The organism is Pseudomonas sp. 273, from assembly GCF_029201425.1.
In the GTDB taxonomy this organism is placed as follows: domain Bacteria; phylum Pseudomonadota; class Gammaproteobacteria; order Pseudomonadales; family Pseudomonadaceae; genus Pseudomonas; species Pseudomonas delhiensis.
In genome coordinates, this window is record NZ_CP116775.1 from 3,264,341 (window position 1) to 3,290,327 (window position 25,987).

General features: G+C 68.3%; 21 protein-coding genes and 2 pseudogenes. 9 read left to right on the top strand and 14 right to left on the bottom strand.

Annotated features, from left to right (window positions below; translation table 11 throughout):
* Positions 1 to 39: 39 nt before the first annotated feature.
* The 6 genes and pseudogenes from PKO50_RS15300 to PKO50_RS34125 form a co-directional block, all read right to left on the bottom strand.
* Positions 40 to 285, bottom strand: coding sequence for a DUF2934 domain-containing protein (locus PKO50_RS15300; protein ID WP_089393176.1), 246 nt, complete (start codon positions 283 to 285; stop codon positions 40 to 42).
* Positions 282 to 3,032, bottom strand: a complete 2,751-nt coding sequence (gene treY / locus PKO50_RS15305; RefSeq protein WP_275630209.1) for a malto-oligosyltrehalose synthase — start codon at positions 3,030 to 3,032, stop codon at positions 282 to 284. The genes PKO50_RS15300 and treY overlap by 4 nt, the downstream gene beginning before the upstream one ends.
* Entirely contained in the window at positions 3,029 to 5,065 is a 2,037-nt protein-coding gene (gene malQ / locus PKO50_RS15310) for a 4-alpha-glucanotransferase (protein ID WP_275630210.1), read from the bottom strand. The genes treY and malQ overlap by 4 nt, the downstream gene beginning before the upstream one ends.
* The gene (treZ, locus tag PKO50_RS15315; RefSeq protein ID WP_275630211.1) at positions 5,062 to 6,795 is read right to left on the bottom strand and encodes a malto-oligosyltrehalose trehalohydrolase; all 1,734 of its coding nucleotides are present in this window, start codon (positions 6,793 to 6,795) and stop codon (positions 5,062 to 5,064) included. The genes malQ and treZ overlap by 4 nt, the downstream gene beginning before the upstream one ends.
* Positions 6,792 to 8,324 (bottom strand): glycogen synthase GlgA, encoded by a 1,533-nt coding sequence (gene glgA, locus PKO50_RS15320; RefSeq protein ID WP_109936035.1) that lies wholly within the window; start codon positions 8,322 to 8,324, stop codon positions 6,792 to 6,794. Before glgA ends, treZ begins: the two co-directional genes overlap by 4 nt.
* A 574-nt stretch (positions 8,325 to 8,898) precedes the next feature.
* Positions 8,899 to 9,003: pseudogene (locus PKO50_RS34125) on the bottom strand (DUF2934 domain-containing protein); the annotation flags it as partial.
* An 89-nt stretch (positions 9,004 to 9,092) separates the two neighbouring features.
* Here PKO50_RS34125 and PKO50_RS15330 point away from each other — a divergent pair.
* Together PKO50_RS15330 and PKO50_RS15335 are read left to right on the top strand one after the other, a co-directional pair.
* Positions 9,093 to 10,193, top strand: a complete 1,101-nt coding sequence (locus PKO50_RS15330; protein WP_275630212.1) for a DUF3182 family protein — start codon at positions 9,093 to 9,095, stop codon at positions 10,191 to 10,193.
* Positions 10,190 to 10,945, top strand: coding sequence for an alpha/beta fold hydrolase (locus PKO50_RS15335; protein ID WP_275630213.1), 756 nt, complete (start codon positions 10,190 to 10,192; stop codon positions 10,943 to 10,945). The genes PKO50_RS15330 and PKO50_RS15335 overlap by 4 nt, the downstream gene beginning before the upstream one ends.
* 35 nt (positions 10,946 to 10,980) lie before the next feature.
* On the opposite strand, the gene PKO50_RS15340 is transcribed toward PKO50_RS15335, so the two are convergent.
* On the bottom strand, positions 10,981 to 11,499 hold the full coding sequence (locus PKO50_RS15340) for a DUF4142 domain-containing protein (protein ID WP_109933587.1): 519 nt from the start codon (positions 11,497 to 11,499) through the stop codon (positions 10,981 to 10,983).
* Positions 11,500 to 11,668: 169 nt separating this feature from the next.
* Here PKO50_RS15340 and PKO50_RS15345 point away from each other — a divergent pair, with 169 nt between their 5' ends.
* Complete coding sequence (locus tag PKO50_RS15345) at positions 11,669 to 13,636, top strand: PAS domain-containing sensor histidine kinase (protein WP_109935374.1); 1,968 nt, start codon at positions 11,669 to 11,671, stop codon at positions 13,634 to 13,636.
* Between the two features lie 194 nt (positions 13,637 to 13,830).
* Here PKO50_RS15345 and PKO50_RS15350 read toward each other — a convergent pair whose 3' ends face one another.
* Positions 13,831 to 14,439: a Yip1 family protein gene (locus tag PKO50_RS15350; RefSeq protein ID WP_089393167.1), complete on the bottom strand. Its 609-nt coding sequence runs from the start codon at positions 14,437 to 14,439 to the stop codon at positions 13,831 to 13,833.
* A 30-nt stretch (positions 14,440 to 14,469) separates the two neighbouring features.
* Positions 14,470 to 14,808 carry a hypothetical protein gene (locus PKO50_RS15355; protein ID WP_089393166.1) on the bottom strand — a complete coding sequence of 113 codons (339 nt, stop codon included), beginning with the start codon at positions 14,806 to 14,808 and terminating at the stop codon, positions 14,470 to 14,472.
* A gap of 192 nt (positions 14,809 to 15,000) precedes the next feature.
* Here PKO50_RS15355 and PKO50_RS15360 point away from each other — a divergent pair, with 192 nt between their 5' ends.
* A complete protein-coding gene (locus tag PKO50_RS15360) occupies positions 15,001 to 15,225 on the top strand; it encodes a PLD nuclease N-terminal domain-containing protein (RefSeq protein WP_089393165.1) in 225 nt (74 codons plus the stop codon).
* A 15-nt stretch (positions 15,226 to 15,240) separates the two neighbouring features.
* Here PKO50_RS15360 and PKO50_RS15365 read toward each other — a convergent pair whose 3' ends face one another.
* Both PKO50_RS15365 and PKO50_RS15370 read right to left on the bottom strand, forming a co-directional pair.
* On the bottom strand, positions 15,241 to 15,513 hold the full coding sequence (locus PKO50_RS15365; protein ID WP_109935372.1) for a hypothetical protein: 273 nt from the start codon (positions 15,511 to 15,513) through the stop codon (positions 15,241 to 15,243).
* Between the two features lie 598 nt (positions 15,514 to 16,111).
* The gene (locus PKO50_RS15370) at positions 16,112 to 16,672 is read right to left on the bottom strand and encodes a type 1 glutamine amidotransferase domain-containing protein (protein ID WP_109935371.1); all 561 of its coding nucleotides are present in this window, start codon (positions 16,670 to 16,672) and stop codon (positions 16,112 to 16,114) included.
* Positions 16,673 to 16,903: 231 nt separating this feature from the next.
* Between PKO50_RS15370 and PKO50_RS15375 the strand changes: the two genes are divergently transcribed.
* The gene (locus PKO50_RS15375; protein ID WP_275630214.1) at positions 16,904 to 17,323 is read left to right on the top strand and encodes a transcriptional regulator; all 420 of its coding nucleotides are present in this window, start codon (positions 16,904 to 16,906) and stop codon (positions 17,321 to 17,323) included.
* 135 nt (positions 17,324 to 17,458) lie between these two features.
* Here PKO50_RS15375 and PKO50_RS15380 read toward each other — a convergent pair.
* Positions 17,459 to 17,771 (bottom strand): annotated as a pseudogene (locus PKO50_RS15380) (hypothetical protein); the annotation flags it as partial.
* A 537-nt stretch (positions 17,772 to 18,308) separates the two neighbouring features.
* Here PKO50_RS15380 and PKO50_RS15385 point away from each other — a divergent pair.
* Positions 18,309 to 18,683 (top strand): histone-like nucleoid-structuring protein, MvaT/MvaU family, encoded by a 375-nt coding sequence (locus PKO50_RS15385; RefSeq protein WP_275630215.1) that lies wholly within the window; start codon positions 18,309 to 18,311, stop codon positions 18,681 to 18,683.
* Positions 18,684 to 18,897: 214 nt separating this feature from the next.
* A complete protein-coding gene (locus tag PKO50_RS15390; RefSeq protein WP_275630216.1) occupies positions 18,898 to 19,692 on the top strand; it encodes a GGDEF domain-containing protein in 795 nt (264 codons plus the stop codon).
* Between the two features lie 43 nt (positions 19,693 to 19,735).
* Here the strand turns inward: PKO50_RS15390 and cydB are convergent, their stop codons facing one another.
* Together cydB and PKO50_RS15400 are read right to left on the bottom strand one after the other, a co-directional pair.
* Positions 19,736 to 20,746, bottom strand: coding sequence for a cytochrome d ubiquinol oxidase subunit II (gene cydB / locus PKO50_RS15395; RefSeq protein ID WP_109935367.1), 1,011 nt, complete (start codon positions 20,744 to 20,746; stop codon positions 19,736 to 19,738).
* Positions 20,747 to 20,780: 34 nt separating this feature from the next.
* On the bottom strand, positions 20,781 to 22,187 hold the full coding sequence (locus tag PKO50_RS15400; protein WP_109935366.1) for a cytochrome ubiquinol oxidase subunit I: 1,407 nt from the start codon (positions 22,185 to 22,187) through the stop codon (positions 20,781 to 20,783).
* 402 nt (positions 22,188 to 22,589) lie between these two features.
* Between PKO50_RS15400 and PKO50_RS15405 the strand changes: the two genes are divergently transcribed.
* Both PKO50_RS15405 and PKO50_RS15410 read left to right on the top strand, forming a co-directional pair.
* Positions 22,590 to 24,863: an FdhF/YdeP family oxidoreductase gene (locus PKO50_RS15405; protein WP_275630217.1), complete on the top strand. Its 2,274-nt coding sequence runs from the start codon at positions 22,590 to 22,592 to the stop codon at positions 24,861 to 24,863.
* Positions 24,864 to 25,017: 154 nt separating this feature from the next.
* Positions 25,018 to 25,956 (top strand): Dyp-type peroxidase, encoded by a 939-nt coding sequence (locus PKO50_RS15410; RefSeq protein WP_275630218.1) that lies wholly within the window; start codon positions 25,018 to 25,020, stop codon positions 25,954 to 25,956.
* Positions 25,957 to 25,987: the final 31 nt, after the last annotated feature.

Below are 25,987 nucleotides of genomic sequence, written 5' to 3' on the forward strand. Positions count from 1 at the left end.
GGTCCTCTGCTTGCCGATGGGGCGGGGAAGGCGCCGGGCTCAGCCCTCGTCAGGGCGCTCGGGGTCGGCGGCGGGCAGCTTGCCCTTGCGCCGCGGCGGTTTCTGCAGCAGGGCCGGCTTCTCCGGCGCCTCGCCGGGGGCCTCGCGCTGGGCGATCTGTTCCTGCTCGGCCTCGGCCAGGCTGCGGGCCATCCGCCAGTGGCGTTCGGCCTGGCCCTCGGGGCGGCCTTCGGATTCCCAGATCTGGTGGGCCAGTTCGCGTACCCGGCGTTCGTCGATGTTCATGGGCTTGCCTCCTCGTCGGCGCAGGTCAGCAGGTTGGCCGGCAACTCGCCCAGCAGGGCGGCCACCGCCAGTTCGGCGTCGTCGTCGCGGTGCCCGCCGGCCAGGCCCTGCCAGTGGCGGCCGGCCAGCCCGGCCGGCAGGCGCACGCGGGTGTCGCCCCAGCGCTCGGCGCCCACCCGCGGCAGCGGCGTGTCTTCCAGCAGGCCCGCGCACAGCCGCGGCACCAGCACCAGCAGGTGCCGGCCGGCATGGCTGCGCAGGAAGGCGAGCAGGCAGCCGGCGTGCTCGCCGTGCAGGTCGAGGGGCTGGTAGCCGCCGTGCTCGAAGAGTTGCGGCCAGCGCCGGCGCAGCTGCAGCGCCTGGTGCAGCAGGGCCTGCTTGATGCGCCCGTCGCGCCAGTGCTCCAGCAGCTGCGGCCAGTCGGGGTTCGCTTGCAGGGTGGCCTGGCGCCGGGCGTAGTCCGGGGTGCGGCGGTTGTCCGGGTCCACCAGGCTGAAGTCCCAGAACTCGCAGCCCTGGTACAGGTCCGGCACCCCGGGGGCGGTGCAGCGCAGCAGGCACTGGGCCAGGCCGTTGAGGGCGCCGGCGGGCATCAGAGCCCGGGCCGCCGCGGCCACGGCGCCGCGCAGTTCCCGGCCGGCGGGTTGCAGGAGCAGGGCGTCGAGGAAGTCCGCGCAGGCATTTTCATAGGCCTGCACGGGGGCGCTCCAGTCGGTTTCCAGCTTGGCTTCGCGCAGCGCCTTGAGCTGCCACCGGGCAATGCGCCGGTGGTAGGCGCGCAGCCCTTCGGCGTCGTCTTCGCCCAGCTCGTGGGGCCAGCTGGCCAGCAGGCACTGGTAGAGGATCAGCTCGTCGCCGCCGCTGGGCGCATGGGGCGTCCCGGGGTGGCGCAGGGCCGCGGCCAGGGGGCGCCACTGCGCGACCTGCTCGGCGAACCAGGGGGCGCGTTCGCTCAACGCGGCCAGGCGGGCGCGGCAGTCCTCGCCGCGCTTGTGGTCGTGGGTGGCGGTGGCCAGCAGGGCGCGGGGGAATTCGGCCAGGCGCGCCTGGCAGGCGGCGTGGAATTCCGCGGGTGGCGCCGCCAGGCGCTGCGGGTCGAAGCCCACGTCGTTGCGTCCCAGGGCGGCGGCGTGGCGGTAGCAGGCGGTGTCTTCCAGGGCCTTGGCGGCGATGGGCGGAGTCAGTTGCTGGAAGCGCGCCAGCACCTGCCGGCGCTTCTGCCGCAGCGGCCCGGGCGGCACAGCGCGCAGGGGCTCGCCGCCCAGCACCCGGCCGAGCCAGGCCAGGGTGCGCCGGTCATGCTCGTCCAGGCGTTCCTCCGCGGCGCCGCGGGCCTGTTCGAAATAGCGCCGGTCCTGGGCCGAACGGCCGCAGGCGCCGGCGTAGGTGCGGTACACCGGGAAGGCCCGCAGCAGCTGGAACAGCGCGCGGCGGATGGAGCCCAGGGGCAGGTCGCGGCTGGCCAGGTCGGTGCGCGCCAGTTGCCAGAGCTCCTGGGCCATGCCTTCCAGGTCGCCGGCGAAGGCGCCGCCCAGCACCCATTCGCGGGCCGCCAGGCGTTCGTCATCGAAGCCCTGGCGGCGGCCGCTGGTCTGCTCCCAAAGTGCCCGCAGGGGGATTTCGCCGCGCGGGTCGTGCTGCAGCAGCGACACCTGGTTCATGAAGTCGTAGCCGCTGCTGCCGTCCACCCGCCAGTCGGCCGGCAGCCGTTCGCCGACGGCGAGGATCTTCTCCACGTACAGTGGCGCCGTCCCGTCGCGGAACGCCCGGCGCAGGCGCCGGCAGTAGCCGCGCGGGTCGGCCAGGCCGTCGACGTGGTCGATGCGCAGGCCGTCCACCAGGCCTTCCTGCATCAGTTGCAGGAGGTAGGCGTGGCAGGCGCCGAACACATCCGGCAGCTCCACGCGCAGGCCGACCAGTTCGTTGATGTCGAAGAAGCGCCGCCAGTTGATGTCGTCGGCCGCCACCCGCCAGTTGGCCAGGCGGTAGTGCTGGTTCTCCAGCAGGCGGTGCAGGGGCCGCCAGTCCCGGCCCTCGGCCACCTGGTAGAAGCCCAGCAGGCGTTCGCACAGCGCTCCGTCGCCCAGCCGCGCCGCCAGGCGCCGGCACAGGGCGGTGGCCAGCACGCGGGCCTGGGGGTGGCCGCGCAGTTCGGCGAAACGCGGCGCCAGTTCGTACAGCGGGCCTTCGCCGGCGTGCACCAGGATCATCCCGTAGGTGGCCGGGCACACCGGGAAGCACTGCTCGCCGTAGTGCAGCTGGAAGCAGCCGGCGTGCTCGGCGAAGCCCAGGCGGATGCGCCCGGCCCGCAGTTCGTCGAAGTAGTCGCCGCCCAGGCAGGGCAGCAGCACCTGGCGGTCCAGCAGCGGGTCGTCGCTGCGCCAGTGGATGTCGAAGAAGTGCGCGTAGGGGCTGGCCAGGCCCCAGCGCAGCACGTCCTGCCACCAGGGGTTGGCCTGGCCGATGCGCATGTGGTTGGCCACGGTGTCGACGATCAGCCCCATGCCGCGCGGGCGCAGGCCGCCGACCAGCCGGCGCAGGGCCGCCTCGCCGCCCAGCTCGGGGTTGATGCGGGTGGGGTCGACCACGTCGTAGCCGTGGCCGGAGCCGGGCTGGGCGGTGAGCAGCGGCGAGGCGTAGAGGTGGCTGATGCCCAGTTCGGCGAAGTAGTCCAGCCAGGGCAGGGCGTCGTCCAGGGTGAAGTCGCGGTTGAACTGCAGGCGCAGGGTGGCGCGGATGGCGTTCATGAGTCGTGCCCCCGGCGCGCCTGGTCCAGGCGTTCCAGGCGCGCGTTCACCGCGGGGATGTCGAGCATCTGAGCGGCCCGGGCCGGGTAGCGCCGGCGCCAGTTCGGGTGTTCGTCGCCGGGGCCGGGCAGATTGGGCTGCTCGACGCTGCCCAGGGCGTCTTCCAGGGGCAGCAGCACCAGCGGCGCCGGGGTGCGGCCGACGAACTCGATGGCGCCGTCCAGCGGTTCGCGGGCGATGCCGTTCCCGGCCAGCGCCCGGGCCAGGCTCTGGACGTCCCGCTGGCGTTCCTCGCGGTCGTGCCGTGCCTGTTCCTCGCTACGCTGGCCCAGGCGCTCGCGCCAGTCGATGTCGTGGCCCTGGCGCCAGCCCTCCAGGCTCGGCAGGTCGTGGGTGGTGGTGGTGGCCAGGGCCGCGTCCGGCCAGTGCGCCAGGGCGTGGAAGTGGCCGCCGGCCTGCTCGAACAGCAGCACCCGCATGCCCAGGATGCCGTGCTCGGCGAGCCGCTCGCGCAGGCCCCCGGGGATGGTGCCGAGGTCTTCGCCGATGATCAGCGCCCGGGCTCGCCGCGCCTCCAGGCAGATGAGCCGGAGCAGGTCGTCCAGCGGGTATTCCAGGTAGGCGCCGGTTTCCGGCGGCGCGCCCTCGGGGATCACCCACAGGCGGCGCAGCCCCAGCACATGGTCGATGCGCAGGCCGCCGGGGTAGCGCAGGTTGGCCCGCAGCATCTCGATGAAGGCACGGTAGCCGTGCAGGCGCAGGCCGTGGGGCGAGAAGGCGCAGATGCCCCAGTTCTGCCCGGCGCGGTTGAGCACGTCGGGCGGGGCGCCGACGCTGACCCCGGCCAGCAGTTCGTCCTGCCGCATCCAGGCCTGGCTGCCGCGCGGGTCGGCGCCCACCGCGAGGTCGGCGATCAGGCCGATGCCCATGCCGGCGTCGCGCGCCGCCTGCTGGGTGTGTTGCAGGCAGCGCGCCAGCAGCCATTGGCAGAACTGCTGGAAGTCGATTTCCTCCGGCTGTTCGAGCATGAACTGGCGCACGCCTTCGGCCTCCGGGCGGAGGAAGGCCGCCGGCCAGTGGCGCCAGTCCAGGCCGTCGCCGGCCTCGCCGCGGCGGCGTTGCAGGGCCTGGAAGCAGCAGTGCTGCAGCAGGGCCTCGCCACCCTCGTGGCGGAAGCGCTGGAAGTCACGCTGCAGGCCGGCGTCGGCCCGGGCGAAGCCGCCATGCAGTTGCCGCAGCAGGCGCTCGCGGGCCCGGGCGCTGCCTGGCCAGTCCACCAGGGGCAGGCTTTCCAGCTCGTGCAGTTCCTCGCCCAGCCCGGCCTCGGCGATGGCCCGCTCCACCGCGGCCTGGCCGAAGACCTGGCGCGGCGCGGCGTGCAGTTCGTTGAAGAACAGCCGGCTGGAGGGCGAGTAGGGGCTGTAGGCCTGGCGGGCGGCGGCGAACATGGCATGCAGCGGGCTGATGGCCAGGGCGTCGGCGCCCTTGGCGGCGGCGCTGCGGGCCAGGGCCTCCAGCGCCGCCAGGTCGCCCAGGCCACCGTCGCCGGGCTCGCGCAGGGCATACAGCTGCGCCGCCAGGCCCCAGGCGTGGCGGCGCCCGTCGCAGAGTTCCGGCACCTGGGGGCAGCGAGGCGGGGCGACGGCCAGGCTCAGCTCCCGCTCGGCCAGTTGCAGGCGGTAGTAGCCGCATTGGGCCACGGGGGGCAGGGCGCTGGCCTCGTCCAGGCGCCCCTCGATGTCCTCGCCGTGCTCGGGGACCAGCCGGAACGACTCGTTGGGCCTGGCCAGGGGGCCCAGTTGCAGCGGCCGGCCCTGGTCCAGGGTCAGTAGCGAGGGCGGCGCGGCGCGCTCCTGGCGCACCTGGCCGAGGCTCTGGCGTAGCTGCCCGGGACTCTGCGCCGGCAACCCCAGGGCCTCCAGCACCTGGCGCAACACCTCGGGGCTGGCCTGCTGCGGGCGGTTGTCGGCATCCACCCAGTCGAGCTTCAGGCCCGCCTCGCCGGCCAGTTCGCGCAGCAGCGCATCGCTCATGGGCTGTCCTCCAGGCTCAGGGCCAGGCTGCCGGGGGCGAGCCGGCCGGCGCGGTAGTCGGCGACTTCCTGGCCTTCGCAGAAGAGGATCTGCGTCTGCGCCGCCGGCGCCTCGACGAAGACTTCCTCGCTGCCCAGGTTGAGCTCGATGCGCCACAGACTGCCATCGCCCAGGCGCCAGCGCGCGCTCACCGCCGCCTCGCCCAGGGGCACCGCGCCCAGGGCGCGGGTGCCGTCCAGGCGTGGGATGAGCCAGGCATGGCGCAGCTCCAGCAGGCGCCGGTAATGGGCGCGCCAGGCGCTGTCGGCGTGTTCCGGGCGCGGCCGCGAGGCGACGAAGGTCTCGTAGTCGTTGGGCTCGGGGAGGGCGCCGGAGAAGCGGCCGAAGGCGGCGAACTCCTGGCTCCGCCCGTCGCTGACCGCCTTGGCCAGGTCGCCCTGGTAGTCGGTGAAATAGAGGAAGGGGTTGCGCTCGCCCCATTCCTCGCCCATGAACAGCATCGGCACCATGGGCGCCAGCAGCACCAGGGCCACCGCCACGCGCAGGCGCTCGGGACGGCTCAGGGCGATCAGGCGCTCGCCCAGGGCGCGGTTGCCGACCTGGTCGTGGTTCTGCAGGAAGGCCACGAAGGCCAGCGGCGACAGCTCGGCGCTGGGTTCGCCGCGCACCCGCCCGCGGTAGTCGCGCTGGCCCTGGAAGACCAAGCCCTCGGCCAGGCAGGCGCACAGCTTGGCGGTGGTGGCCCCGGCGTAGTCGGCGTAGTAGCCCTCGCGCTCGCCGGTCAGCAGGTGGTGCAGCACGTGGTGCAGGTCGTCGTTCCACTGCGCGTCGAAGCCCTGGCGCAGCAGGCTCGCCTGGTTGTCCTCGTTCTCCAGCACCAGGTGCAGGTGGCGGCCCTGGGCGGCGCTGCGGGCGCGCCCGGCCAACTCGACCAGGAAGGCCTTGTCGGCGATGGCGTGCACGGCGTCCAGGCGCAGGCCGTCGACGCGGTAGTCGCGCACCCACATCTCGGCGTTGCCGATGAAGAACTCGCGCACCGCCGGGCGGGCGAAGTCGATGGCGTGGCCCCAGGGCGTGGGCTGCTCGCCGAAGAAGCCCGAGGCGTATTCGCCCAGGTAGTTGCCCTGGGGGCCGAAGTGGTTGTAGACCACGTCGACGAAGACCATCAGGCCCAGCAGGTGGGCCTGGTCGATCAGCCGCCTGAGGTTCTCCGGGGTGCCATAGGCCGAGGCGGGGGCGTAGGGCAGCACGCCGTCGTAGCCCCAGTTGCGGCGCCCGGGGAAGGCGTTGAGCGGCATCAGCTCGATGGCGGTGACGCCCAGTTCGACCAGCCCCGGGAGGAAGTCGAGCAGGGCGCCGAAGCCGTCGAACAGGCCCACGTGCAGTTCGTAGAGCACCGTCTCGTGCCAGGGCCGGCCGCGCCACTCGCGGCTCTGCCAGGCGTAGGCGGTGGGGTCCTGCACCAGGCTGTCGGCCTCCACGCCGCCGGCCTGGGCCCGCGAGGCCGGGTCGGCCACCGACAGCCGGTCGTCGATGCAGAAGCGGTAGGCGCTGCCGGCCGCGCAGGGGATTTCCAGGCTGTACCAGCCGTCGTCCAGGGCCTGCATGGGCAGGCGGCTGCCGTCGCCCAGCTGCAGGTCCACCCGCCGCGCGTCCGGCGCCCAGATGGCGAAGCGCGTCAGCCCGTCGGGCTGCGGCAGGGCTCCGGCCCGGGGCAGCTGGCGGCTCATCGGCGCACGCTCACGGGCAGTTCCGCGAGCAGGTCGCGGTACAGCCGGGTATAGGGGCGCACCGCCTTGCTCCAGTACGGTGGGGCTTCCATGGCCTTGCAGCGCATGGCGTTGAGCAGCTCGGGGTAGCGGTGGATGTTCAGCGCGCGCTGCACCGCTTCGAAGTAGCTGTCCGGGTCGCCCTCGCGGAACAGCAGGCCGGTGACGCCGTCGACGATGGTGTCGGCCAGGCCGCCGGTGCAGCGGGCGATGGGCAGCGAGCCGAGGCGCTGGGCGTACATCTGGCTCAGCCCGCAGGGTTCGTAGCGCGAGGGCATCAGCAGGAAGTCGCTGGCGGCGTAGATGCGCCGCGCCTCGGTCTCGTCGAAGCCGATGCGCACGCCGACGCGCCCCGGGTAGCGCTCGGCCAGTTGCGCCATGGCCCGCTCCAGCGGCGGCTCGCCGCGGCCGATCGCCACCAGGCGGCCGCCGGCCTCGACCATGCGGTCGGCGATGGCCAGGGTCAGGTCGATGCCTTTCTGCTGCACCAGGCGCGAGACCACGGCGAACAGCGGGCCGCGCCCGGGCAGCAGGCCGAAGCTGCGCTCCACGTACTCGGCATTGCGCCGCTTGCCTTGCAGGCGGCGGGCGTCGAAGCGCGCCACCAGGTGCGGGTCGCTGCGCGCGTCCCAGCTGGCGTCGATGCCATGGGTGATGCCGCTTAGGCGGCCTTCCCGGCGGCGCTGCGCGAGCACGCCCTGCAGGCCGCAGCCGAAGGCCTCGCCGGTGATCTCGCGGGCGTAGGTCTCGCTGACGGTGGTGATGTGGCTGGCATGGTTGATGCCCGCCTTGAGGAACGACAGCTTGCCGTAGAACTCCATGCTCTCCGGCAGCCCGGCGTGCTCGGGCAGGCCCAGCTCGGCGCAGCTGCCCAGGGGGCAGGCGCCCTGGTAGCCGAGGTTGTGGATGGTTAGCACGCTGGGCGTGGCCTGCCCGCGCCAGGCCATGTAGGCCGGGGCCAGGGCGCTGGGCCAGTCGTTGACGTGGAGCAGGTCGGGGCACCAGCCGGGGGTGGCCAGGCCGGCGGCCATGTCGGCGGCGGCCAGGCTCAGGCGGGCGAAGCGGATGTGGTTGTCCGGCCATTCGTTGCCGGCGTCGTCGCCATAGGGCGTACCCTCGCGGTCGTAGAGTTCGGGGCAGATGACCACGTAGACGCGCAGGCCGTCGGCCAGTTGCAGCTCGCCGATGTCGCAGGGCGGCAGCGCGGCCAGGCCCGGCAGGTGGCCGACCACCCGGCAGGCGACCGCGCCCTTGAGCACCTGGCGGTAGCCGGGCAGCAGCACGCGGATGTCGTGCTCGGCCAGCAGCGCCCGCGGTAGGGCGGCGGAGACGTCGCCCAGGCCGCCGGCCTTGACGAAGTCGGTGAGCTCCGATGTGACGAAGAGGATCCGCCTGCGCCGCACGGGGGTGACTTCCGCCGTCAGGGAAAACGGCGGCAGCGTGGGTGGGCAGGGGTCTTCCAGGCGGGCATCGGCCAGCAGGTTTCGCATCTTCCACTTCCTCTTTGCAGTGGGCCGGACAATCCTGCCGGCCTTCGTTGGGAGTCTCCGCTTCGCCGGCGACCTCTTCAGGGGGACCGGGCCGCGCGGTGCGAAGTTTCGATTTTCTGCCGGGCCGGGCCGGCGTTTGCCGCTGCGGAACGCACTGCGGGGCAGGCGCCCCGGGCTCAGTACGCAAAGCAGGCTCCGTACCAGGCGGTGCGCTTGTTTCAGGCCGTTGATTCAGAAGGGGAAATGGTGAGTCTGATGGCGTTGTGATGCGGGCGCGTTGCACGACCGGGATGGAGGTGCCGCGCATTTTGCAGGGGTGGGTGGGGAGGCGAGGTGGGGGCGAATATCCGTGGTTTTGCCTGATGATTCGTGCGGCCGCTGGGCCATCGCGGACTCCGTCCGTGATTGGATTCACCGGCCGCGCCGGACACCCTGGTGGCACGAATGACGGCGGATAACCGCAAACGGTCATTCGGCGCCGACGGCATCACCCGCCCCGGCGATGCTTCCGCGCCTTGCCCGCCGGGGGCGCGTCGCGGGCGGCTTCCACCGGGAGGATTTCGCCCAGGTGTTCCCGGGCCATTCGCCAGTGGCGTTCGGCCTGGCCGCTGGGGCGGCCTTCGGCTTCCCAGATTTCGTGGGCCTTCTGGCGTATCTGCGCCTCGCGGTCCTGGTCCATCGTCCTGTCCTCGCTTCATCGACTCCGTAGAACCACTGACTGCGGGCACAGTCGAGTGTTCATACGCCACGCACGAAGGGAGCGGCCGCATGATCCACGCCGAGAATCGACGTATCGTCATCGCCACCTCGCCGCAGGCCGACCCTGCGCCCGAGGACGCCTGCAGCAACCGCGAGCTGGCCCGCTGGCTGGCGGAAATCCAGGGGCTGGAGTTCTTCGACGGCCCGCCCGCGGCACGGGACCCGCAGCGACACTACTACTGGGTGCCCAGCGACACCCTGGTGGGCCGCGAGCAGGCCCGCCGGCTGGGTGTGCAGGGGCCGCTGGACCTGTTCGGCGGCTATGTCGAGCAGGCCCACCAGGCCGGCAAGGCGATCGTCCACCCGCTGATCGAGCACGCCGCGCTCACCCCGCGGGGCTGGACGGCCGGCTTCGCCGAGCGGGTGGCGTCGGTGGTGCTGGATGGCCACAGCGCGTTCTGCCGCCAGGACGCCTGGCGCTGCGCCAGCGCGCGCCTGCCGCGTGGCCCGCAGCGGCTCAAGCCGGCGGGCGCGCGCGGCGGCCTGGGGCAGCGGGTGGTAGTCGACGTGGACGAACTGGAGGCGGCGCTGGCCGGCTACGACGAGGCGGACTTCCTGGCCGGCCTGGCCATCGAGGACGACCTCGCCGAGGTGCGCACCCTCAGCGTCGGCCAGGCCCAGGTCAGCGGCGTGCTGCTGTCCTACCATGGCTTCCAGCAGCAGAACCGCAACGCCCGCGGCGAGCTGGTCTACGGCGGCTCCGACCTGCTGGTGGTACGCGGCGACTTCGACGCCCTGCTGGGGCTGGACCTGGCCGCCGAGGTTCGCCTGGCGATCCAGCAGGGCCGGGCCTTCGACCGCGCCGCCAGCCAGTGCCTGCCGCACTTCTTCGCCTCGCGGCGCAACTACGACATCGCCCAGGGCGTGGATGCCCGGGGCCGGCAGCGCAGCGGCGTGCTGGAGCAGTCCTGGCGCGTGGGCGGTGCCACCGGCGCCGAGCTGGCCGCCCTGCAGGCCTTGGTGGCGGACCCGGCGCTGCAGGCGGTGCGCGCCTCGTCCTTCGAGATCTTCGAGGACAAGGCGCTGCCGGCCAACGCCCGGGTGATCTACCGCGGCCCCGACCGGCGTGGCGACTTCCTGCTGAAATACGCAATGGTGGAGGACCTATGACGCCTTATGACGAGCGCATCGACATCAACGTCGACTCCCTGCGCCTGCAGGGCAACTTCCTCAGCCCGCGTACCCATGTGCCCGGCGTGCTCTTCGTGCACGGCTGGGGCGGCAGCCAGCAGCGCGACCTCAGGCGCGCCCGCGGCATCGCCGGCCTGGGCTGCGTGTGCCTGACCTTCGACCTGCGCGGGCACGGCGCCGAGGAGCGCCAGCGCGAGTGGATCACCCGCGAGCACAACCTGCGCGACCTGCTGGCCGCCTACGACCGCCTGGCCGCGCACCCGCAGATCGACCCCGGGGCCATCGCCGTGGTCGGCACCAGCTATGGCGGCTACCTCGCCTGCATCCTCAGCGAGCTGCGCAAGATCCGCTGGCTGGCCCTGCGCGTGCCGGCACTGTACCGCGACGAGGACTGGGACCGGCCCAAGCGCGAGCTGCCGCGGGACGACCTGATGGCCTACCGCTCCAGCCGCGTGCCGGCGGCGAGCAACCGCGCCCTGCGCGCCTGCGCCGCCTTCACCGGCGACGTGCTGCTGGTGCAGTCGGAGCACGACGACTTCATCCCCCGCGCGACCATCCTCAGCTACCGGGCCGCCTTCCAGCAGACCCACTCGCTGACGCACCGGATCATCGACGAGGCCGATCATGCGCTGAGCACCGAGCTGGCCCAGGACGCCTATACCGACATCCTGGTGCGCTGGATCACCGAGATGGTGGTGGGCGAGCGCGCCAACCGCCTGGTGCTGGGCTGACGCGGGCCGGGGCGGGGCCGCCCCGGCGGCCGCCGTCACCTGGAGGGATGCGCCTTGGCCAGGTCCTGGGCCATCTGCAGGTGCTGCTTGAGCACCGGCAGGGTCACCCGGGCGAACTGCTGCAGGTCGGGATCGCTGGCGCTGTCGGCCGCTTCGGTGAACAGTTGCACGGCCTTCTCGTGGGCCGCGACCTGGTTGTCGGCGTAGGCGGCGTCGAAGGACTCGTCGCGCATGTCCAGCGCCTTCGCCTTGGCCCTGTCGGCCATGCCCGGCTGGTCGGACAGCTCGAGGTGCTTCCGGGTGGCCAGGGCCTGCAGTTCGGTGTTGGCCTTGGTGTGGTCGTCGATGATGTGCTGGGCGAAGGTCTTCACGTCGGCCGCCTGGCTCTTCTGCAGGGCCAGCTTGGCCGCGTCGATCTCGGCCTGGCCGGCGGCGGAGGCCTCGCTGGCGAAGGCCTGGTCGCGGGCGGCGGGCTCCGCGGCGAAGAGGGGTGCGGCGGCGCCCAGCAGGGTGGCCGACAACAGGGTGCCGCGCAGTAGGGCGGGGATGTTCATGGCAGTTCTCCATCGGTCTGTGGGATGGCCCCGGGGCATGGGGCCCACAGGGTTGACGGGGCCTGGCGGGGCGGGTTCAGACTTTCCACCCGGCGGGCCCCTTTTGGCGGCCGATGAGGTACGCCCTGCGAAGCTGTGCTTTGCTGAAGCGATTCGGTGGAGGAACGCCATGTCAGGAACGATCGCCAGCAACGCGCAACTGGTGGAGGACGCCCGCTATCGGTTGCTGATGGAGGCGGTGACGGACTACGCCATCTACATGCTCGACCCCAACGGCCTGGTCGGTAGCTGGAGTTCCGGGGCACAACGGCTCAAGGGCTACGAGGCCCGCGAGATCATCGGCCGGCATTTCTCCTGTTTCTACCCGCCCGCCGACCGCAAGGCGGGGCTGCCCGAGCGGGCGCTGGCCACCGCGGCGCGCGAGGGGCGCTACGAAAGCGAGGGCTGGCGGCTGCACCGCGATGGCTCGACCTTCTGGGCCCACGTGGTGATGGACGCGGTGCGCGACGACAGCGGCGAGCTGCTGGGCTACGTGAAGATCACCCGTGACCGCACCGCCCAGCACGAGACCGAGCAGGCGCTGCGCCGCAGCGAGGAACAGTTCCGCCTGCTGGTCAACGGCGTGTCCGACTACGCGCTGTACATGCTTGAACCGGACGGCCGGGTGGCCAGCTGGAACTCCGGGGCGCAGCGGATCAAGGGCTACCGTCCGGAGGAGATCATCGGCCGGCATTTCTCCTGCTTCTACACCGCCGAGGATTGCAACGACGGCGTACCCGAGCGCAGCCTGAACATCGCCCTGGCCGAGGGACGCTACGAGGAGGAAGGGCTGCAGGTGCGCAAGGACGGCAGCCGCTTCTGGGCCAACCTGGTGATCGACCCGGTCCACGACGACGCCGGTACCCTGCTGGGCTTCGCCAAGATCACCCGCGACATCACCGACAAGCGCTATGCCCAGGAGGAGCTGGAGCGGGCGCGCAACGAGCTGATCCAGTCGCAGAAGATGGAGTCCCTGGGGCAGCTCACCGGCGGCGTCGCCCACGACTTCAACAACCTGCTCACGGTGATCATCGGCGGCCTGCAACTGCTGCACCGGCACCTGCCGGCCGACGCCGAGCGCGTCCAGGACATCTGGCGCAACGCCCTGGAGGCCACCCGCCGTGGCGCCCAGCTGACGCAGCGGATGCTCGCCTTCGCCCGCAAGCAACGGCTGTTCCCGCAGCCGATCGAGCTGCCGACGCTGCTGCAGGACATGAGCGAGCTGCTGCTCAGTTCGCTGGGGCCGACCATCACCATCGAGACGCGTTTCCCCCTGCACCTGAACCGGATGATGAGCGACCAGAACCAGCTGGAGCTGTCGATCATCAACCTGGCGACCAACGCCCGCGACGCCATGCCCCAGGGCGGAGCCATCACCATCTCGGCGCGCAACGAGACGCTGCTGGACGGCCAGCGCACCAACCTGGCCGGCGGCGACTACGTGTGCCTGGCGATCTCCGACACGGGGCAGGGCATGGATGCCGAGACCCTGCGCCGGGCGGCGGAGCCCTTCTACACCACCAAGGCCACTGGCAAGGGCACCGGCCTGGGCTTGTCCATCGTCCATGGCATAGCCCAGCAGCAGGGCGGCGCGCTGATGCTGCACAGCGCGCCGGGGCAGGGCACCACCGCGGAAATCTGGCTGCCGGCGGTGCTCCCCGCGGCGGACGGCGAAGAGGACGCCCAGGAAACTGCGGCCCAGGCGGCTATGCCGGAAAGGGTGGAACTGAGCGTGCTCATCGTCGACGACGACCCGCTGGTGCTGACCGGCACCGCGGCCCTGCTGCTGGAGCTGGGCTGCGAAGTGCGCCGCGCCGACTCCTCGCAGCATGCGCTGGAGCTGCTGGCGAAGGAGGGAGAGGCGTTCGACCTGCTGCTGACCGACTACGCGATGCCCGACCTGGACGGCATGCAGTTGATCCAGCGCGCCCGGCAGGCGCTCCCGACGCTGTGCTGCGTGCTGATGACCGGCTACCCGGCACGCCTGGAAGGCTGCCCCGCGTCACTGCGGCGCCTGGCCAAGCCCTTCGACCGCGAGCAGTTGCTGGCGCTGCTGGTGGAGGTGCAGGCCGAGGCCGGAAAAACCGAACCAAACTGACGCGGCGCGTCCAAAGCAAGGGTGACAGCCACCCTTGCCCAAGGAGGTACGCCATGGTCCCTTTCATACAGCTCCAGCGGCCCCAGCCCGAGCAGCCGCCGACGTTTCCCGACCGGGAAAGCCAGGTGCCCGAGGAGTTCCCCGAGGAAGTGCCCATGCAGCAACCCCCGGAGGAGCCGCTGCCGCCGCCGCACTCACTGCTCCAGGTATTCGCCGCTGCCGGCCATGCTCTGCCCCCAGAGTTCCAGGAAGGCGAAGGCCGTGGTCAGTAGCGCCAGGAAGCCGAAGCCGAGGATGCACGAAGCGTAGAACACCGCCGAGCGTCGACGCAGGTGCATGAACACCGGCAGCCCGCTGAACAGCAGGAAGGCCGAGCAGGCCGTGGCCAGCGCCGCGGCGAGCAGCATCACCCAGCGGTAGGGCACCAGCGCCACCACCCCGGCCAGCATCAGCGGCACGGCGATGGTGGTGGTGAAGGCCATGCTGCGGCCGATGTCCGGCCGGCTCTCGGTGCGGAACAGCACCCAGCGCACCAGGTAGGCCATGATCACCACCCCGCAGAGAAAGCCCAGGTAGCACCACAGCGCCAGTAGCGCCCCGCTGCTGGCGCTCAGGTATTGCACCTGGTCGTTGCCCGGCAGTTGCCAGCCCACCTGGGTGGTGCCGATGAACAGGCAGACCGCCGGGATCAGCGGCAGGGCCAGCCACAGCGGCACGAAGGCCCGCGGGTGGCGGTCGACGCTGGCGCTGAGGTCGCCCCAGGCATGTTTCGGTTGGGTCAGCAGGGTCGTGAACGGGATCATCGATGAGCCTCCTTCCGTTGCGGCGGGCCGTCAGCGGGAATGTTTGGTGGGGTCGTCCGGCCGTTCGCTTTCCAGCAGCGAGCCGGGGTCCTCGTTGCCCGGGTCGTTGATGCCGCCGGCGGGCGGCGGCGTGGTTTCCTGCAGGGGGATGTCCATCGGCAGGACGGTGGCCCCGGACACCTCCTTGAGCCGCGGCAGCAGCTCGTCGCGGAAGCGTTGCTGCTGCTCCTCGGACAGCGCGGCGAAACCGTGTTCGAGGATGTAGCGGGCGAGTATCTCCTCGCGGCTGTCCGGCTCCAGGCTGCCCTGGGCGAACAGCTGCCGCAGCGCAGCCGTGAACGCGGCGTCCCGATGGTCGTTCCAACCCATGTGCCAGTCCTCCTGTCGGTCGGTGGATGCCCGCGGGCATGCGGCCGGCGGTCTCTCGGAGGACTGGGGGGCGGTGGCCACGTTCAGCCACCGGGACGAACGGTAGGTCGCCGCGGCGCCGGTCCAGGCGATGGAACCTTGGCCGCGCGGGCCGGCCCACCGCAGACATCGAACGAGCCGAGGAGGTGCGCCATGACCACGTTCGTATCCCTGATGCTGATCGCCGCCGCGGTGATCATCGTGCTGCTGGACCTGTGGGCCATCGTCAGCGTGTTCCGCAGCGACAAGGGCGTGAATGCCAAGGCCCTGTGGGCTCTGCTGATCGCCATTTTCCCGGTGCTGGGCCTGGCCATCTGGGGCATCGCCGGGCCCCGCGGCCTGGCCCAGCCGCCCGGCTCGACGGAACAGGGCGAGTGAGCGGGAGCGGCCGGTTCAGTCGGGCAGTAGCGGGTTGTGCGAAGTCTTCAGGCGCTCTATCTGCTCGGCCGGTGTGCCGATCAGCAGGTGGGCGAACAGCCAGGGCTCCATGCCCATGCAGCGGGCGTGGATGCACAGCTCGGCCCAGCCCTTGCGCAGGCGGTAGGCCTGTTCGTCCTCGTTTTCCTCGAGGCGGGAGCGCTTGATCTCCCGCGCCAGGGCGGGAACGCGGAGAAGAAACTCCGCCACCGCAGCCTGCTGCTGCGCGGGACTCAATAGGGTTCGCATGGAGGGGGGAACAACCTGACAGGAGGGAAGGCCCCGAAGACAGCCGGGGAAGAGTGCTGCGGAAGAACTGGAAAAGTAATCCTCTGACCACGATGACTCAAGCGAAAAAAGGAATCGGTTGAAATTATGAATACGAGGCAGAGCAGGGAAATCGGGGGATTATCCGTAGGCCGCGTATTCAGCGGGTTTCGGGATGAGTGGCATTACCTTGATATCAGCATGATGCGGCCTGCCGCTGCGCCTTCTTCATGCAATATGCAGGAATCGACTTTATAGGCTCGATATTTCGAACATGGCTTGCGCAGCCCCTGGCGCTCTGCCTGAATGATTCGGGCGAACTCCCCTTACTTATGGCCCCAGGGACGGGGCGCTTCTTTTTGTCCTTTTGCATCGCCTGCCCGCGCATTTCGCCGCATTCTTCCTTCCCATGGGGCACCTGCAACGAGGGCCGCGCGCAGTCGCCGGCGCGGCACGGCCGCCGCGACGGAAACCGTTGCGCACGCCGGCCAGGCCCAGGGCCACCGAGAACAGCCGCTCCCAGCGGCCCAGGTTCTGTGTACTCATCTGCTGTCCCTCCGTCTGCTTCGGTGAATGGGCGTCAGGCCGCCTGCAGGGCCTTGCCGATGGCCTCGTCGAAGGCCGGCAGGTCGTTGGGGTTGCGCGAGGTGACCAGGGTCCAGCCCTGGGCCGGGCAGACCATGGCCTCGGCGTCCACCCAGTCGGCCCCGGCGTTGACCAGGTCGGTGCGCACGCTGGAATAGGAGGTCAGCGTCTTGCCGGAAACCACGCCGGCGTCGATCAGCAGCCAGGGCCCATGGCAGATGGCCGCGACCGTCTTGCCGGCTTCGGAGAACTCGCGGACCAGGCGCTGCGCATCGGCATCCTGGCGCAGGGTGTCGGCGTTCACCGTGCCGCCGGGAATCACCAGGGCATCGTAGTCCGCGGCGCTCAGGCCCTGGAGACGGGCATCGGAGGTCACCTTCAGGTCCTTCTCGCTGTCCTTGAGCCAGGTCTGGGCCTCGCCGCCCTTGACGCTGCCATGGGTGACGCTGGCGCCTTGCTCCTTCAGGGCCTGCAATGGGCGCAGCAGTTCGTCGCGCTCGATGCCGGCGTTGGCGGTGATGATCAGGACCTTCTTGCCTTGCAGGTTCGTACTCATGGTCGGGCTCCTTCGCGGAAGCGCCACGCGGGCGCGGTGGCTGGCCACGCTTCGCGGCGCGGCACTCACCAGGGTTTGGAACCCCTGGCGGCGACGAGTTCGAAAGAATTGCCCAACGGAAAAGGCGCGCCGTTGCTCGGTGCGTTCGAACTCCCGGCCGGCCCGGCAGTCGCAACAGGCAGGACCGGCGGCGAACGCCGGCAAGCCATCGACCCACGCGGGAGACACGCCATGAGCTACGACTGGGACCTGATCGAACAATTGCTGCTGCACGCCCAGCAATGCGCCGACGAACCCTACAAGGCCCGCGAGTACGGCGAGGAAGTGGCCGAGGAACGCATCGCCCGGGGCGAGCCCCTGGAAGGCAGCGTCGACCACGTCAAGCGCGTGGCGGGCGACCTGGAAGGCGTGCTGTTCGATGGCGGCTTCATCCAGGACCGGCCGCGCGACCACGGCGGCACCGGCAACAACTTCGAGCTGACCGACCGCGGCCTGCGCCTGCTGACGCTGATCGGCCGCAGCTTCCCGGAGCACCTGGTGTTCCGCCGGCTGCTCGACGAGCAGGGCGAGGAGGCACTGACGGCGGGCACCTTCGACGCCCTGGCCGCCCGCGCCTCCCGGGACCGCGTCGACGACAAGCCGATGGCGTGAGGCGAGGGCAGGGCGGCGCTGCCCGGTCAGACCGCGGGTAGCTGTGCGCTCACCCGACCTCCCGCTTGTTGCAGGTCAGCCATTGCGCCATGGACGAGTCTTCCAGGGCGTATTCACCCCGGCTGGCCTTCCACTCTTCTCGATGCCGGCCTTGCGGACCGCCTTGGTGAAGGTATTTTCGTGCTCGGCCAGCACCTTGGCGATGGCACCCGCTATCAGGTCGGCGGGGTCACTCTCGCGGTCCACCCACAGGTCGACGTAGATGGGTTGCCAGCCCGACGCTCACACGCGGGCACGAGGTCGTTGCGCAGGAAGTGCTCTTGCCGGTGCGCCGCGGAGCGGCCAGGAACATGCCGGAGCCATAGTCGGCCAGGGATTCGCCGGCCAGGTCGCGGACAAGGTTCTCGGCCAGGGCCTGGCGGCTGAAGATCGGTAGCGTCGGACTCACGCTCCAATTATCTCAATAGCTACAGATTATAGTTGCCAGGTATAGATTGACTATACAGCTTGGCGGCCAGCCGAGCGAACGACCGCCAGCCACAGGGGAAACGGGCATCGCATGGAACCGGCAGGTCAGGGTGGGGGATGGCTGCGGATCGTTCCATGTTGCAACGCAACCGTGAACATTCCGGTCGATAGCCGGATAGAACTTGCTTCAAGTATTCCGCTTATACCTGACACTACGAAAATGCAGTTTCCACCCGCTTGCAGAGAACAAGATCGTATCGGCAGGTATGTTCACAAGGCCCCAGGCCAGGGACGCGTAGTTTGAGCCGGATGGGGCTGCCAGCGGATATGCGATATCGCCGTATCGAATGAGCGTGCCTGGAATGAAGATTGAAAACGAGGTGATTTCCCTGTAGGCCTGCCTTATGGTTCGGCAGGCATATCCGAATGTATGGTTTCAGCACTTCAGGTGTTTGGATTCGCAGAGTTTGTCCGGTATATTCTTCGATTGGAAAAACTTTTGTTGAAGAGGTTTCCCATGTCCAAGCTGGCAGAATTTCGCGCTGTAGAGAAAGCGCTCGCTGAACAGATCGCCCATCTGGAGTCGCTGAAGAACGATGTCAATCTTCAGAAGGAAATCGAGTTCGAGCGGAAACTGAATGAACTGATGGCGGCATATGGCAAGTCGCTGTACGACGTGACCGCCATCCTCGACCCACAGGCGCTCGGCGAAGCGGGCCCGCGCGGCGGCCGGGGCGCGCGGCCCAAGCGTCGCGCCCGGGCGGTCAAGGTCTACCGGAACCCGCACAGCGGGGAAGTCGTGGAGACCAAGGGTGGCAACCATAAAGTTCTGAAGGCCTGGAAGGCGGAATATGGCGGCGATGTCGTCGACGGCTGGCTGCAGAAGAAGTAACCGCTTTGCGGGGAATTAGCCAAAGAGCCTTGCTCGACCTCTGGATTCAGTGGCCCCACTGAGTCTTCGCACGCTTTTCTTCCAGGGCTTTCGTAGATGTTTCGTCGCCATGCGGATAGTGCGCGGGCCATGTGCCGCCGTTCGTCCGCATGATTCAAGTATTTCAATTGGTTGACGATCAATTGCGCTAGAGATTCTTACCAGGGGTTGTGTCTTGCAGGTTAGTCAGGAAAGTCTGGTCCGCCATCTTCGTCATCAGTTCAATGCACTTCTGGGGGTGTCGCTGTTCTCCTGGGCGACCATGGCCGGGCTTCTGATATTCATCTGGCTACATGGCCAGGCCCTGGGCATCAAGTCCTTTGCATGTTTTGTTCTGGGCGCCTGCCTGAGTTCGCTTCAGTTGTTCTTTCTGGTGCTGGTCGCCGTGCGCATGCACCGCACCATGAAGACCCGTTCGAAGTTGTTGTCGAGCCTTGAATACGCGTCCGGCCACGACGTGCTGACCGGGCTGCTCAACCGGCGCGGTTTCGACCTGTCGCTGCGCGAGGCGCTGTCGGCGGCGGGGCACCAGAAGAAGTCGCTGACCCTGCTCTACCTGGACCTGGACGGCTTCAAGCAGGTGAACGACCTGCACAGCCACGCCGTGGGTGACCGCCTGTTGCAGGGGGTCGCCAACCGATGGAGCCGGACGGTGAGGAACGGGGACCTTCTCGCGCGGCTGGGCGGGGATGAGTTCGCGCTGATCACCGGCGCCACGGGCACGGAAGTCGAAGCGCTGTGCGAACGGCTGCTGGGGGTGGCGAAAACCAGCCTGCTGGAGGAGTTCCCGGACCTGCAGATCGGCGTCAGCATCGGTGTCGCCGAATTCCCCCGCGATGGCCAGCAGGCCGACGGGCTGGTCCTGGCCGCGGATTCGGCCATGCTGGTGGCGAAGGCCCTGGGCAAATCGTGCTTCCAGTGGGCGCTGCCGTCCACGGGGCAGGGGGCGGGGGCCCGCGCACGGGCCTAGCCTGGGCCGGCAGCGAGTGGCTGCCGGCGCCGGGCCCGGGGCATCAGTGGTGGTAGCCCTCGCCGACCTTCACCTTGCCCCGGAACACGTAGTAGCTCCAGGACGTGTACATCAGGATGAAGGGCAGGATGAACAGGGCGCCGATCAGGGCGAACAGTTGGCTCTGCACCGGCGACGCCGCCTGCCAGATGGAGACCGCCGGCGGGATGATGTTCGGCCAGACGCTGATGCCCAGCCCGCTGTAGCCCAGGAAGATGACCAGCAGCGTGAGCATGAAGGGCGTCACCGTCGCCCGGTGGGCGAGGGTGATCAGGGTGGCGAAGAAGCTGAAGAGCAGCAGCGCCGGCACCGGCAGGAAGTAGATCAGGTTCGGCAGGCTGAACCAGCGCTGGGCGATCTGCGGGTGCGACAGGGGCGTCCAGACGCTGATGATGGCGATGGCGAACAGCAGTATCCAGATGAAGTAGGACGAGTAGCGGTACATCTCCGCCTGCAGCTGCCCCTCGGTCTTCATGATCAGCCAGGTGCTGCCCAGCTGCGCGTAGGCGACCAGCAAGGCGAAGCCGCAGAAGATCGGGAAGGGCGCCAGCCAGTCCAGGCTGCCGCCGGCGTAGGCGTTGTCGGCCACCGGTATGCCGTCGATGAAGGCGCCCAGGGCCACGCCCTGGGCGAAGGTGGCCACGATGGAGCCGCCGATGAACGCCTTGTCCCACCAGTGGCGGTTCCGGTCGCTGGCCTTGAAGCGGAACTCGAAGGCCACGCCGCGGAATATCAACCCCAGCAACATGAGCACCAGGGGAAGATAGAGCGCGCTGAGCAATACCGAGTAGGCCAATGGGAAGGCACCGAACAAGCCCGCGCCGCCCAATACCAGCCATGTTTCGTTGCCGTCCCATACGGGGGCGACGGTATTCATCATGACGTCGCGTTCTTCCTTGTTCTTTATCGCCAGGAAGAGAATGCCGATGCCCAGGTCGAAACCGTCCATGATGACGTACATCATGATGCCGAAGATGATGATCAATGCCCAGATCAGTGTGAGATCGACGCCCATGTTATTCGCTCCTCAAGTTTGAAATGCTTGCGGGTCAACGGTCGTCGGATGCCGACAATGGACGTGCAGGCGTACGCATCTGGCCCGCACCGCCTTCGATGGGATGTTCCGCATCGTGGGGCTGCGGCCCTTTATGTACGAGTTTCAGCATATAGGCGATGCCGGTGCCGAACAGCACGAAATAGATGAGCACGAAAAGTACCAGGCTGATGGTCATTTGCGCGGTGGTTTGCGCCGAGGCGGCATCGACGGTGCGCATGTAGCCGTAGACCACCCAGGGTTGGCGGCCCATTTCGGTAGTTACCCAGCCGGCCAGCAGCGCGATCAGTCCCGAGGGGCCCATGCAGAGCACGAACTTCAGGAACAGCGGGGAATCGTAGAGTTTCCCGCGCCATCTCAAATACAAACTCCAGAACCCTGTAAGTATCATCAGAAGTCCCATGGCGACCATTATCCGGAAGGTCCAGAAAATGACCGTGGAATTGGGTCTGTCTTCCGGTGGGAATGATTTCAATGCGGGAATCTGGCGATCGAGACTGTGGGTGAGAATAAGGCTGCCGAGCATTGGAACTTCTATGGCGAAGTGGGTCTTTTCCGCCTTCATGTCGGGCCAGCCGGCCAATATCAGGGGCGAGGGCTCGCCGGGAACGTTCTCCCAGTGGCCCTCGATCGCCGCGATCTTCGCCGGCTGGTGTTCGAGGGTATTGAGCCCGTGGGCATCGCCGACCACCGCCTGGATGGGCGCGACCAGCAACGCCATCCAGGCCGCCATGGAGAGCATGGTGCGGGCGGCCGGGTCGGTGCTGCGGCGCAGCAGGTGCCAGGCCCCGGAGGCCCCGACGAAGAAGGCGGTGGCGAGGAACGCGGCAATGGCCATGTGCGCGAGCCGGAAGGGGAACGAGGGGTTGAAGATGACCGCCAGCCAGTCGACCGGCACCGCCCGCCCATCGACGATCTCGAAACCCTGCGGCGTATGCATCCAACTGTTGGAGGACAATATCCAGAAGGTGGAAATCAATGTGCCCAGCGCGACCATGGCGGTGGCGAAGAAGTGCAGGCCGCGGCCGACGCGCTCCCAGCCGAAGAGCATCACGCCGAGAAAGCCCGCTTCGAGAAAGAAGGCGGTCAGAACTTCATAAGTCAGCAATGGCCCGGTAATACCGCCGGCGAAATATGAAAAGCGACTCCAGTTGGTGCCGAACTGATAGGCCATCACCAATCCGGAAACGACGCCCATGCCGAAGTTGATCGCGAAGATCTTTACCCAAAAGCTGTAAAGATCCCGGTAGACATCTCTTCCGGTTCTAAGCCAAAGCCCTTCGAGTACTGTCAGGAAACTGGCGAGGCCAATGGTGATGGCCGGGAAGACGATATGGACGCCAACGGTGAAGGCAAACTGCAGACGGGCCAGATCAATTGCGGTCGAACTGTATGTGTCCATGCTTTCTCTGCCTCGCGGAGTGGAGGGAAAGTTCGACGAAGAGTGTCGGGCACAAAGCAAGCTAACTAAGTGCCCGCCTGCGCCTGTGCAACTCTCGTTGTTTGCCTTGACATCTCGGAAGTGCGCCGCTTAGATTCTAGAGCACGATCCCGCGGCATGGGCAAGCTATTTTTTCTCGCAACTTCTTGTTGATCCCGCTCGGCAAGTCATGTAACAGGCGCCAGTTTTTCGTTGACTGGCGGCGATGGTTTCTTCTTGAAAGAAAGAAGTTTTGTTTTCTCGGGAGGGTAGCGCGCAAGGCAATATCGCTATAGCGCGGAAAGATAATCGCTATAGCGGCTGAACATATACAACCATCGATCCATGCCCAACTACCGGCATGCTCGTATATATGGAGCGATCATGACTATTCGACGCAAGGTACCTGGTGTTCGTAAATACGATGGTCCCGCTGGTGGTTGGGGCGCTCTCAAGGCGACGGCCACGGCCGTCCGGGAACAGATGGATACCCTCAAGGCGCCCATCACCCTGATGCGCACCAACCAGCCCGCCGGGTTCGACTGCCCCGGCTGCGCCTGGCCGGACAAGGAACACCGGTCCACCTTCCAGTTCTGCGAGAACGGCGCCAAGGCGGTGACCTGGGAGGCCACCAGCAAGCGCGTCACCCCCGAGTTCTTCGCCAACCACCCGGTCGCTTCCCTGCTGCACCGCACCGACTACGAACTGGAGGACCTCGGGCGCATCACCCACCCACTGGTGTACGACCGGGCCTCGGACACCTACCGGCCCATCGAATGGGAAACCGCCTTCGCCCGCATCGGCGAGATACTCCGCGGGCTGCAGCCCGACGAAGTCGAGTTCTACACCTCGGGCAGGGCCTCCAACGAGGCGGCCTATCTCTACCAGCTGTTCGCCCGGGAATACGGCACGAACAACTTCCCGGATTGCTCGAACATGTGCCACGAGCCGACCAGCGTCGGCCTGCCGCGCTCGATCGGCATCGGCAAGGGCACCGTTTCGCTGGATGACTTCGACACCTGCGAACTCATCATCTCCATCGGCCACAACCCCGGGACCAACCACCCGCGGATGATGGGCACGCTGCACGAGGCGTCGCGGCGCAAGGTGCCGATCATGGTCTTCAACCCGCTGCGCGAGCGCGCGCTGGAGCGGTTCGCCGACCCGCAGGACATGATCGAGATGGCCACCTACGGCTCCACGCGCATCGCGTCCTCCTACTTCATGGTCAAGGCGGGGGGCGATGCGGCGGCGATCAAGGGGATCATGAAGGCGCTGCTGGAGATCGAGGAGAACCTGGGCGGCGCGCTCGACCATGAATTCATCAAGGACCACACCGTCGGCTTCGACGCGCTGGTGGCCGACCTGCACGCGACCCAGTGGCCGGACATCGAAGCCGCCAGCGGCCTGAAGAAGTCCGACCTGGAAATGGTCGCGGCGGCCTACGCCAAGTCCAACGCCACTATCGTGACCTACGGGATGGGGATCACCCAGCACAACGAAGGCACCGCCAACGTCAGGCTCATCTGCGACCTGCTGATGCTGCGCGGCAACTTCGGCAAGCCCGGGGCCGGCATCTGCCCGCTGCGCGGCCACTCCAACGTCCAGGGCAACCGCACGGTGGGCATCACCGAGAAGCCATCGGGCGCCTTCCTGGGCAGGATCGAGCAGGTGCTGGGCTTCAAGCCGCCGGCGGAGCACGGCCACGATGCCGTGCAGGCGATGCAGGCGATGATCGACGGCAGCGCCAAGGCCCTCATCTGCCTGGGCGGCAACTTCGCGGTGGCGCTGCCCGACCCCGGGCAGTGCTTCCCGGCCATGGGCAAGCTGGAGCTGAGCGTGCACATCGGCACCAAGCTGAACCGCACGCACCTGCTGGTGGGCAAGCACAGCTTCCTGTTCCCCTGCCTGGGGCGGACCGAACTCGACGTGCAGGAGGGCGGGCCGCAATCGGTGACCGTGGAAGACTCCATGTCGATGGTCCACGCCTCGGCCGGCAAGCTCAAGCCCGCCTCCGACGTGCTGCGCTCCGAGCCGGCCATCGTCGCCGGCATGGCCAACGCCACGCTGCCGGACAGCAAGGTGCCCTGGCTGGAGCTGGTCGCCGACTACGACCGGATCCGCGAGCTGATCGAGAAGACCGTGCCCGGCTTCGACGACTACAACGCCCGCATACGCATCCCGGGCGGTTTCCGCATGCCGCTGCCGCCGACCGAGCGCAAGTGGGATACGCCCTCGGGCAAGGCCGAGTTCTTCGTCTTCCCCGGCCTGCACGAAGACAAGGTGGTGGAGGGCGAGGACGTGTTGCGCCTGGTGACCATCCGCAGCCACGACCAGTACAACACCACCATCTATGCGATGGACGATCGCTACCGCGGCGTCTTCGGGCGGCGCGACGTGCTCTTCATGAACCCGGACGACCTGGCGGCCAGGGGGCTGGAACATGGCGACCTGGTGGATATAGAAACCATCACCGCGGGGCGCAAACTTCGTTACGAGAAGATTACCGCCATCGAGTACAAGATCGCCGCCGGCTCGGTCGCCGCGTACTATCCCGAAGCCAATAGACTGGTGCCGCTGGACTACATCGACGTGGACAGCGGAACACCTTCCTATAAATCCGTTCCGGTGCGGGTGATGCGCTCCGAAGTCAACTGAGACAGTTGGCCAACAGATACTCGGGGGTGCGGACGGCACCCCCTTTCTTTGTTCCCGGGTGAAATCAATTCGACACTTCGATGGCGCATTATCATGCGCCCGGTAATATCTGGTAGTCTCGATCGCCCAACCGTGATGGTAGTTGCCAAGCAAAATGACAGAAGAACTCCCCATTCCCCAGGCAGTCGATAGTCCAATCACCAGTAGTGCGATCTTTCTCGTGGCGACACTGGTTTCCGGCGAGGAAAACCATGCTGCCGTGCGCGCCTTGTGCGGGGATATCGCCGCCCTGGTGCGCTCGGTTGGAAAGCGGGCGCCGGCGGGCAATCTTTCCTGCGTCATGGGCTTTGGTTCCGACGCCTGGGACAGGCTGTTCGGCGCGCCCCGCCCGGCGGCGCTGCACAGCTTCCGCGCAATAGGCTCCGGCGAGCGCGTCGCCGTCTCGACGCCGGGCGACATCCTGCTGCATATCCGCGCGGACCAGATGGATCTGTGCTTCGAGCTGGCGACGCAGATGGCCACGCGCCTGGGCGGGGCGGTGGAGGTGGTCGACGAAGTCCAGGGCTTCCGCTATTTCGACATGCGCAGCATGGTCGGCTTCGTCGACGGCACCGAGAACCCGGCGGGCCGCGAGGCGGCCCACTTCACCCTGATCGGCGACGAGGACCCCGGCTTCGCCGGCGGCAGCTACGTCCTGGTGCAGAAGTACCTGCATGACATGGCCGGCTGGAACCAGCTGTCCGTCGAGGCCCAGGAGCGCATCATCGGGCGCACCAAGCTGTCCGACATCGAGCTGGACGAGGCGGTCAAGCCGAGCTGCTCGCACAGCTCCCTCACCACCCTGGTCAAGGACGGCAAGGAAGTGAAGATCCTGCGCGACAACATGCCCTTCGGCCGGCCGGGGGCAGGGGAGTTCGGCACCTATTTCATCGGCTATGCCCGCTCGCCCGAGCCCATCGAGGAAATGCTGCAGAACATGTTCGTCGGTCGCCCGGCGGGCAACTACGACCGCCTGCTGGATTACAGCCGCGCAGTGACCGGCAGCCTGTTCTTCGTGCCCTCCGCGGACCTGCTGGAGTCACTCGCCGAATAACTTCCGTATTCGCGCGGTTTTTCCAGTAACT

Excerpts from the sequence above, each read along its gene's own strand:
- treZ (WP_275630211.1), bottom strand. The coding sequence starts at position 6,795 with ATGAGCCGCCAGCTGCCCCGGGCCGGAGCCCTGCCGCAGCCCGACGGG.
- PKO50_RS15345 (WP_109935374.1), top strand. The coding sequence starts at position 11,669 with ATGTCAGGAACGATCGCCAGCAACGCGCAACTGGTGGAGGACGCCCGC.
- malQ (WP_275630210.1), bottom strand. The coding sequence starts at position 5,065 with ATGAGCGATGCGCTGCTGCGCGAACTGGCCGGCGAGGCGGGCCTGAAG.
- PKO50_RS15360 (WP_089393165.1), top strand. The coding sequence starts at position 15,001 with ATGACCACGTTCGTATCCCTGATGCTGATCGCCGCCGCGGTGATCATC.
- PKO50_RS15365 (WP_109935372.1), bottom strand. The coding sequence starts at position 15,513 with ATGCGAACCCTATTGAGTCCCGCGCAGCAGCAGGCTGCGGTGGCGGAG.
- PKO50_RS15385 (WP_275630215.1), top strand. The coding sequence starts at position 18,309 with ATGTCCAAGCTGGCAGAATTTCGCGCTGTAGAGAAAGCGCTCGCTGAA.
- PKO50_RS15410 (WP_275630218.1), top strand. The coding sequence starts at position 25,018 with ATGACAGAAGAACTCCCCATTCCCCAGGCAGTCGATAGTCCAATCACC.
- PKO50_RS15370 (WP_109935371.1), bottom strand. The coding sequence starts at position 16,672 with ATGAGTACGAACCTGCAAGGCAAGAAGGTCCTGATCATCACCGCCAAC.
- PKO50_RS15400 (WP_109935366.1), bottom strand. The coding sequence starts at position 22,187 with ATGGACACATACAGTTCGACCGCAATTGATCTGGCCCGTCTGCAGTTT.
- PKO50_RS15300 (WP_089393176.1), bottom strand. The coding sequence starts at position 285 with ATGAACATCGACGAACGCCGGGTACGCGAACTGGCCCACCAGATCTGG.
- PKO50_RS15340 (WP_109933587.1), bottom strand. The coding sequence starts at position 11,499 with ATGAACATCCCCGCCCTACTGCGCGGCACCCTGTTGTCGGCCACCCTG.
- cydB (WP_109935367.1), bottom strand. The coding sequence starts at position 20,746 with ATGGGCGTCGATCTCACACTGATCTGGGCATTGATCATCATCTTCGGC.
- glgA (WP_109936035.1), bottom strand. The coding sequence starts at position 8,324 with ATGCGAAACCTGCTGGCCGATGCCCGCCTGGAAGACCCCTGCCCACCC.
- PKO50_RS15405 (WP_275630217.1), top strand. The coding sequence starts at position 22,590 with ATGACTATTCGACGCAAGGTACCTGGTGTTCGTAAATACGATGGTCCC.
- PKO50_RS15335 (WP_275630213.1), top strand. The coding sequence starts at position 10,190 with ATGACGCCTTATGACGAGCGCATCGACATCAACGTCGACTCCCTGCGC.
- PKO50_RS15375 (WP_275630214.1), top strand. The coding sequence starts at position 16,904 with ATGAGCTACGACTGGGACCTGATCGAACAATTGCTGCTGCACGCCCAG.
- PKO50_RS15355 (WP_089393166.1), bottom strand. The coding sequence starts at position 14,808 with ATGGGTTGGAACGACCATCGGGACGCCGCGTTCACGGCTGCGCTGCGG.
- treY (WP_275630209.1), bottom strand. The coding sequence starts at position 3,032 with ATGAACGCCATCCGCGCCACCCTGCGCCTGCAGTTCAACCGCGACTTC.
- PKO50_RS15350 (WP_089393167.1), bottom strand. The coding sequence starts at position 14,439 with ATGATCCCGTTCACGACCCTGCTGACCCAACCGAAACATGCCTGGGGC.
- PKO50_RS15330 (WP_275630212.1), top strand. The coding sequence starts at position 9,093 with ATGATCCACGCCGAGAATCGACGTATCGTCATCGCCACCTCGCCGCAG.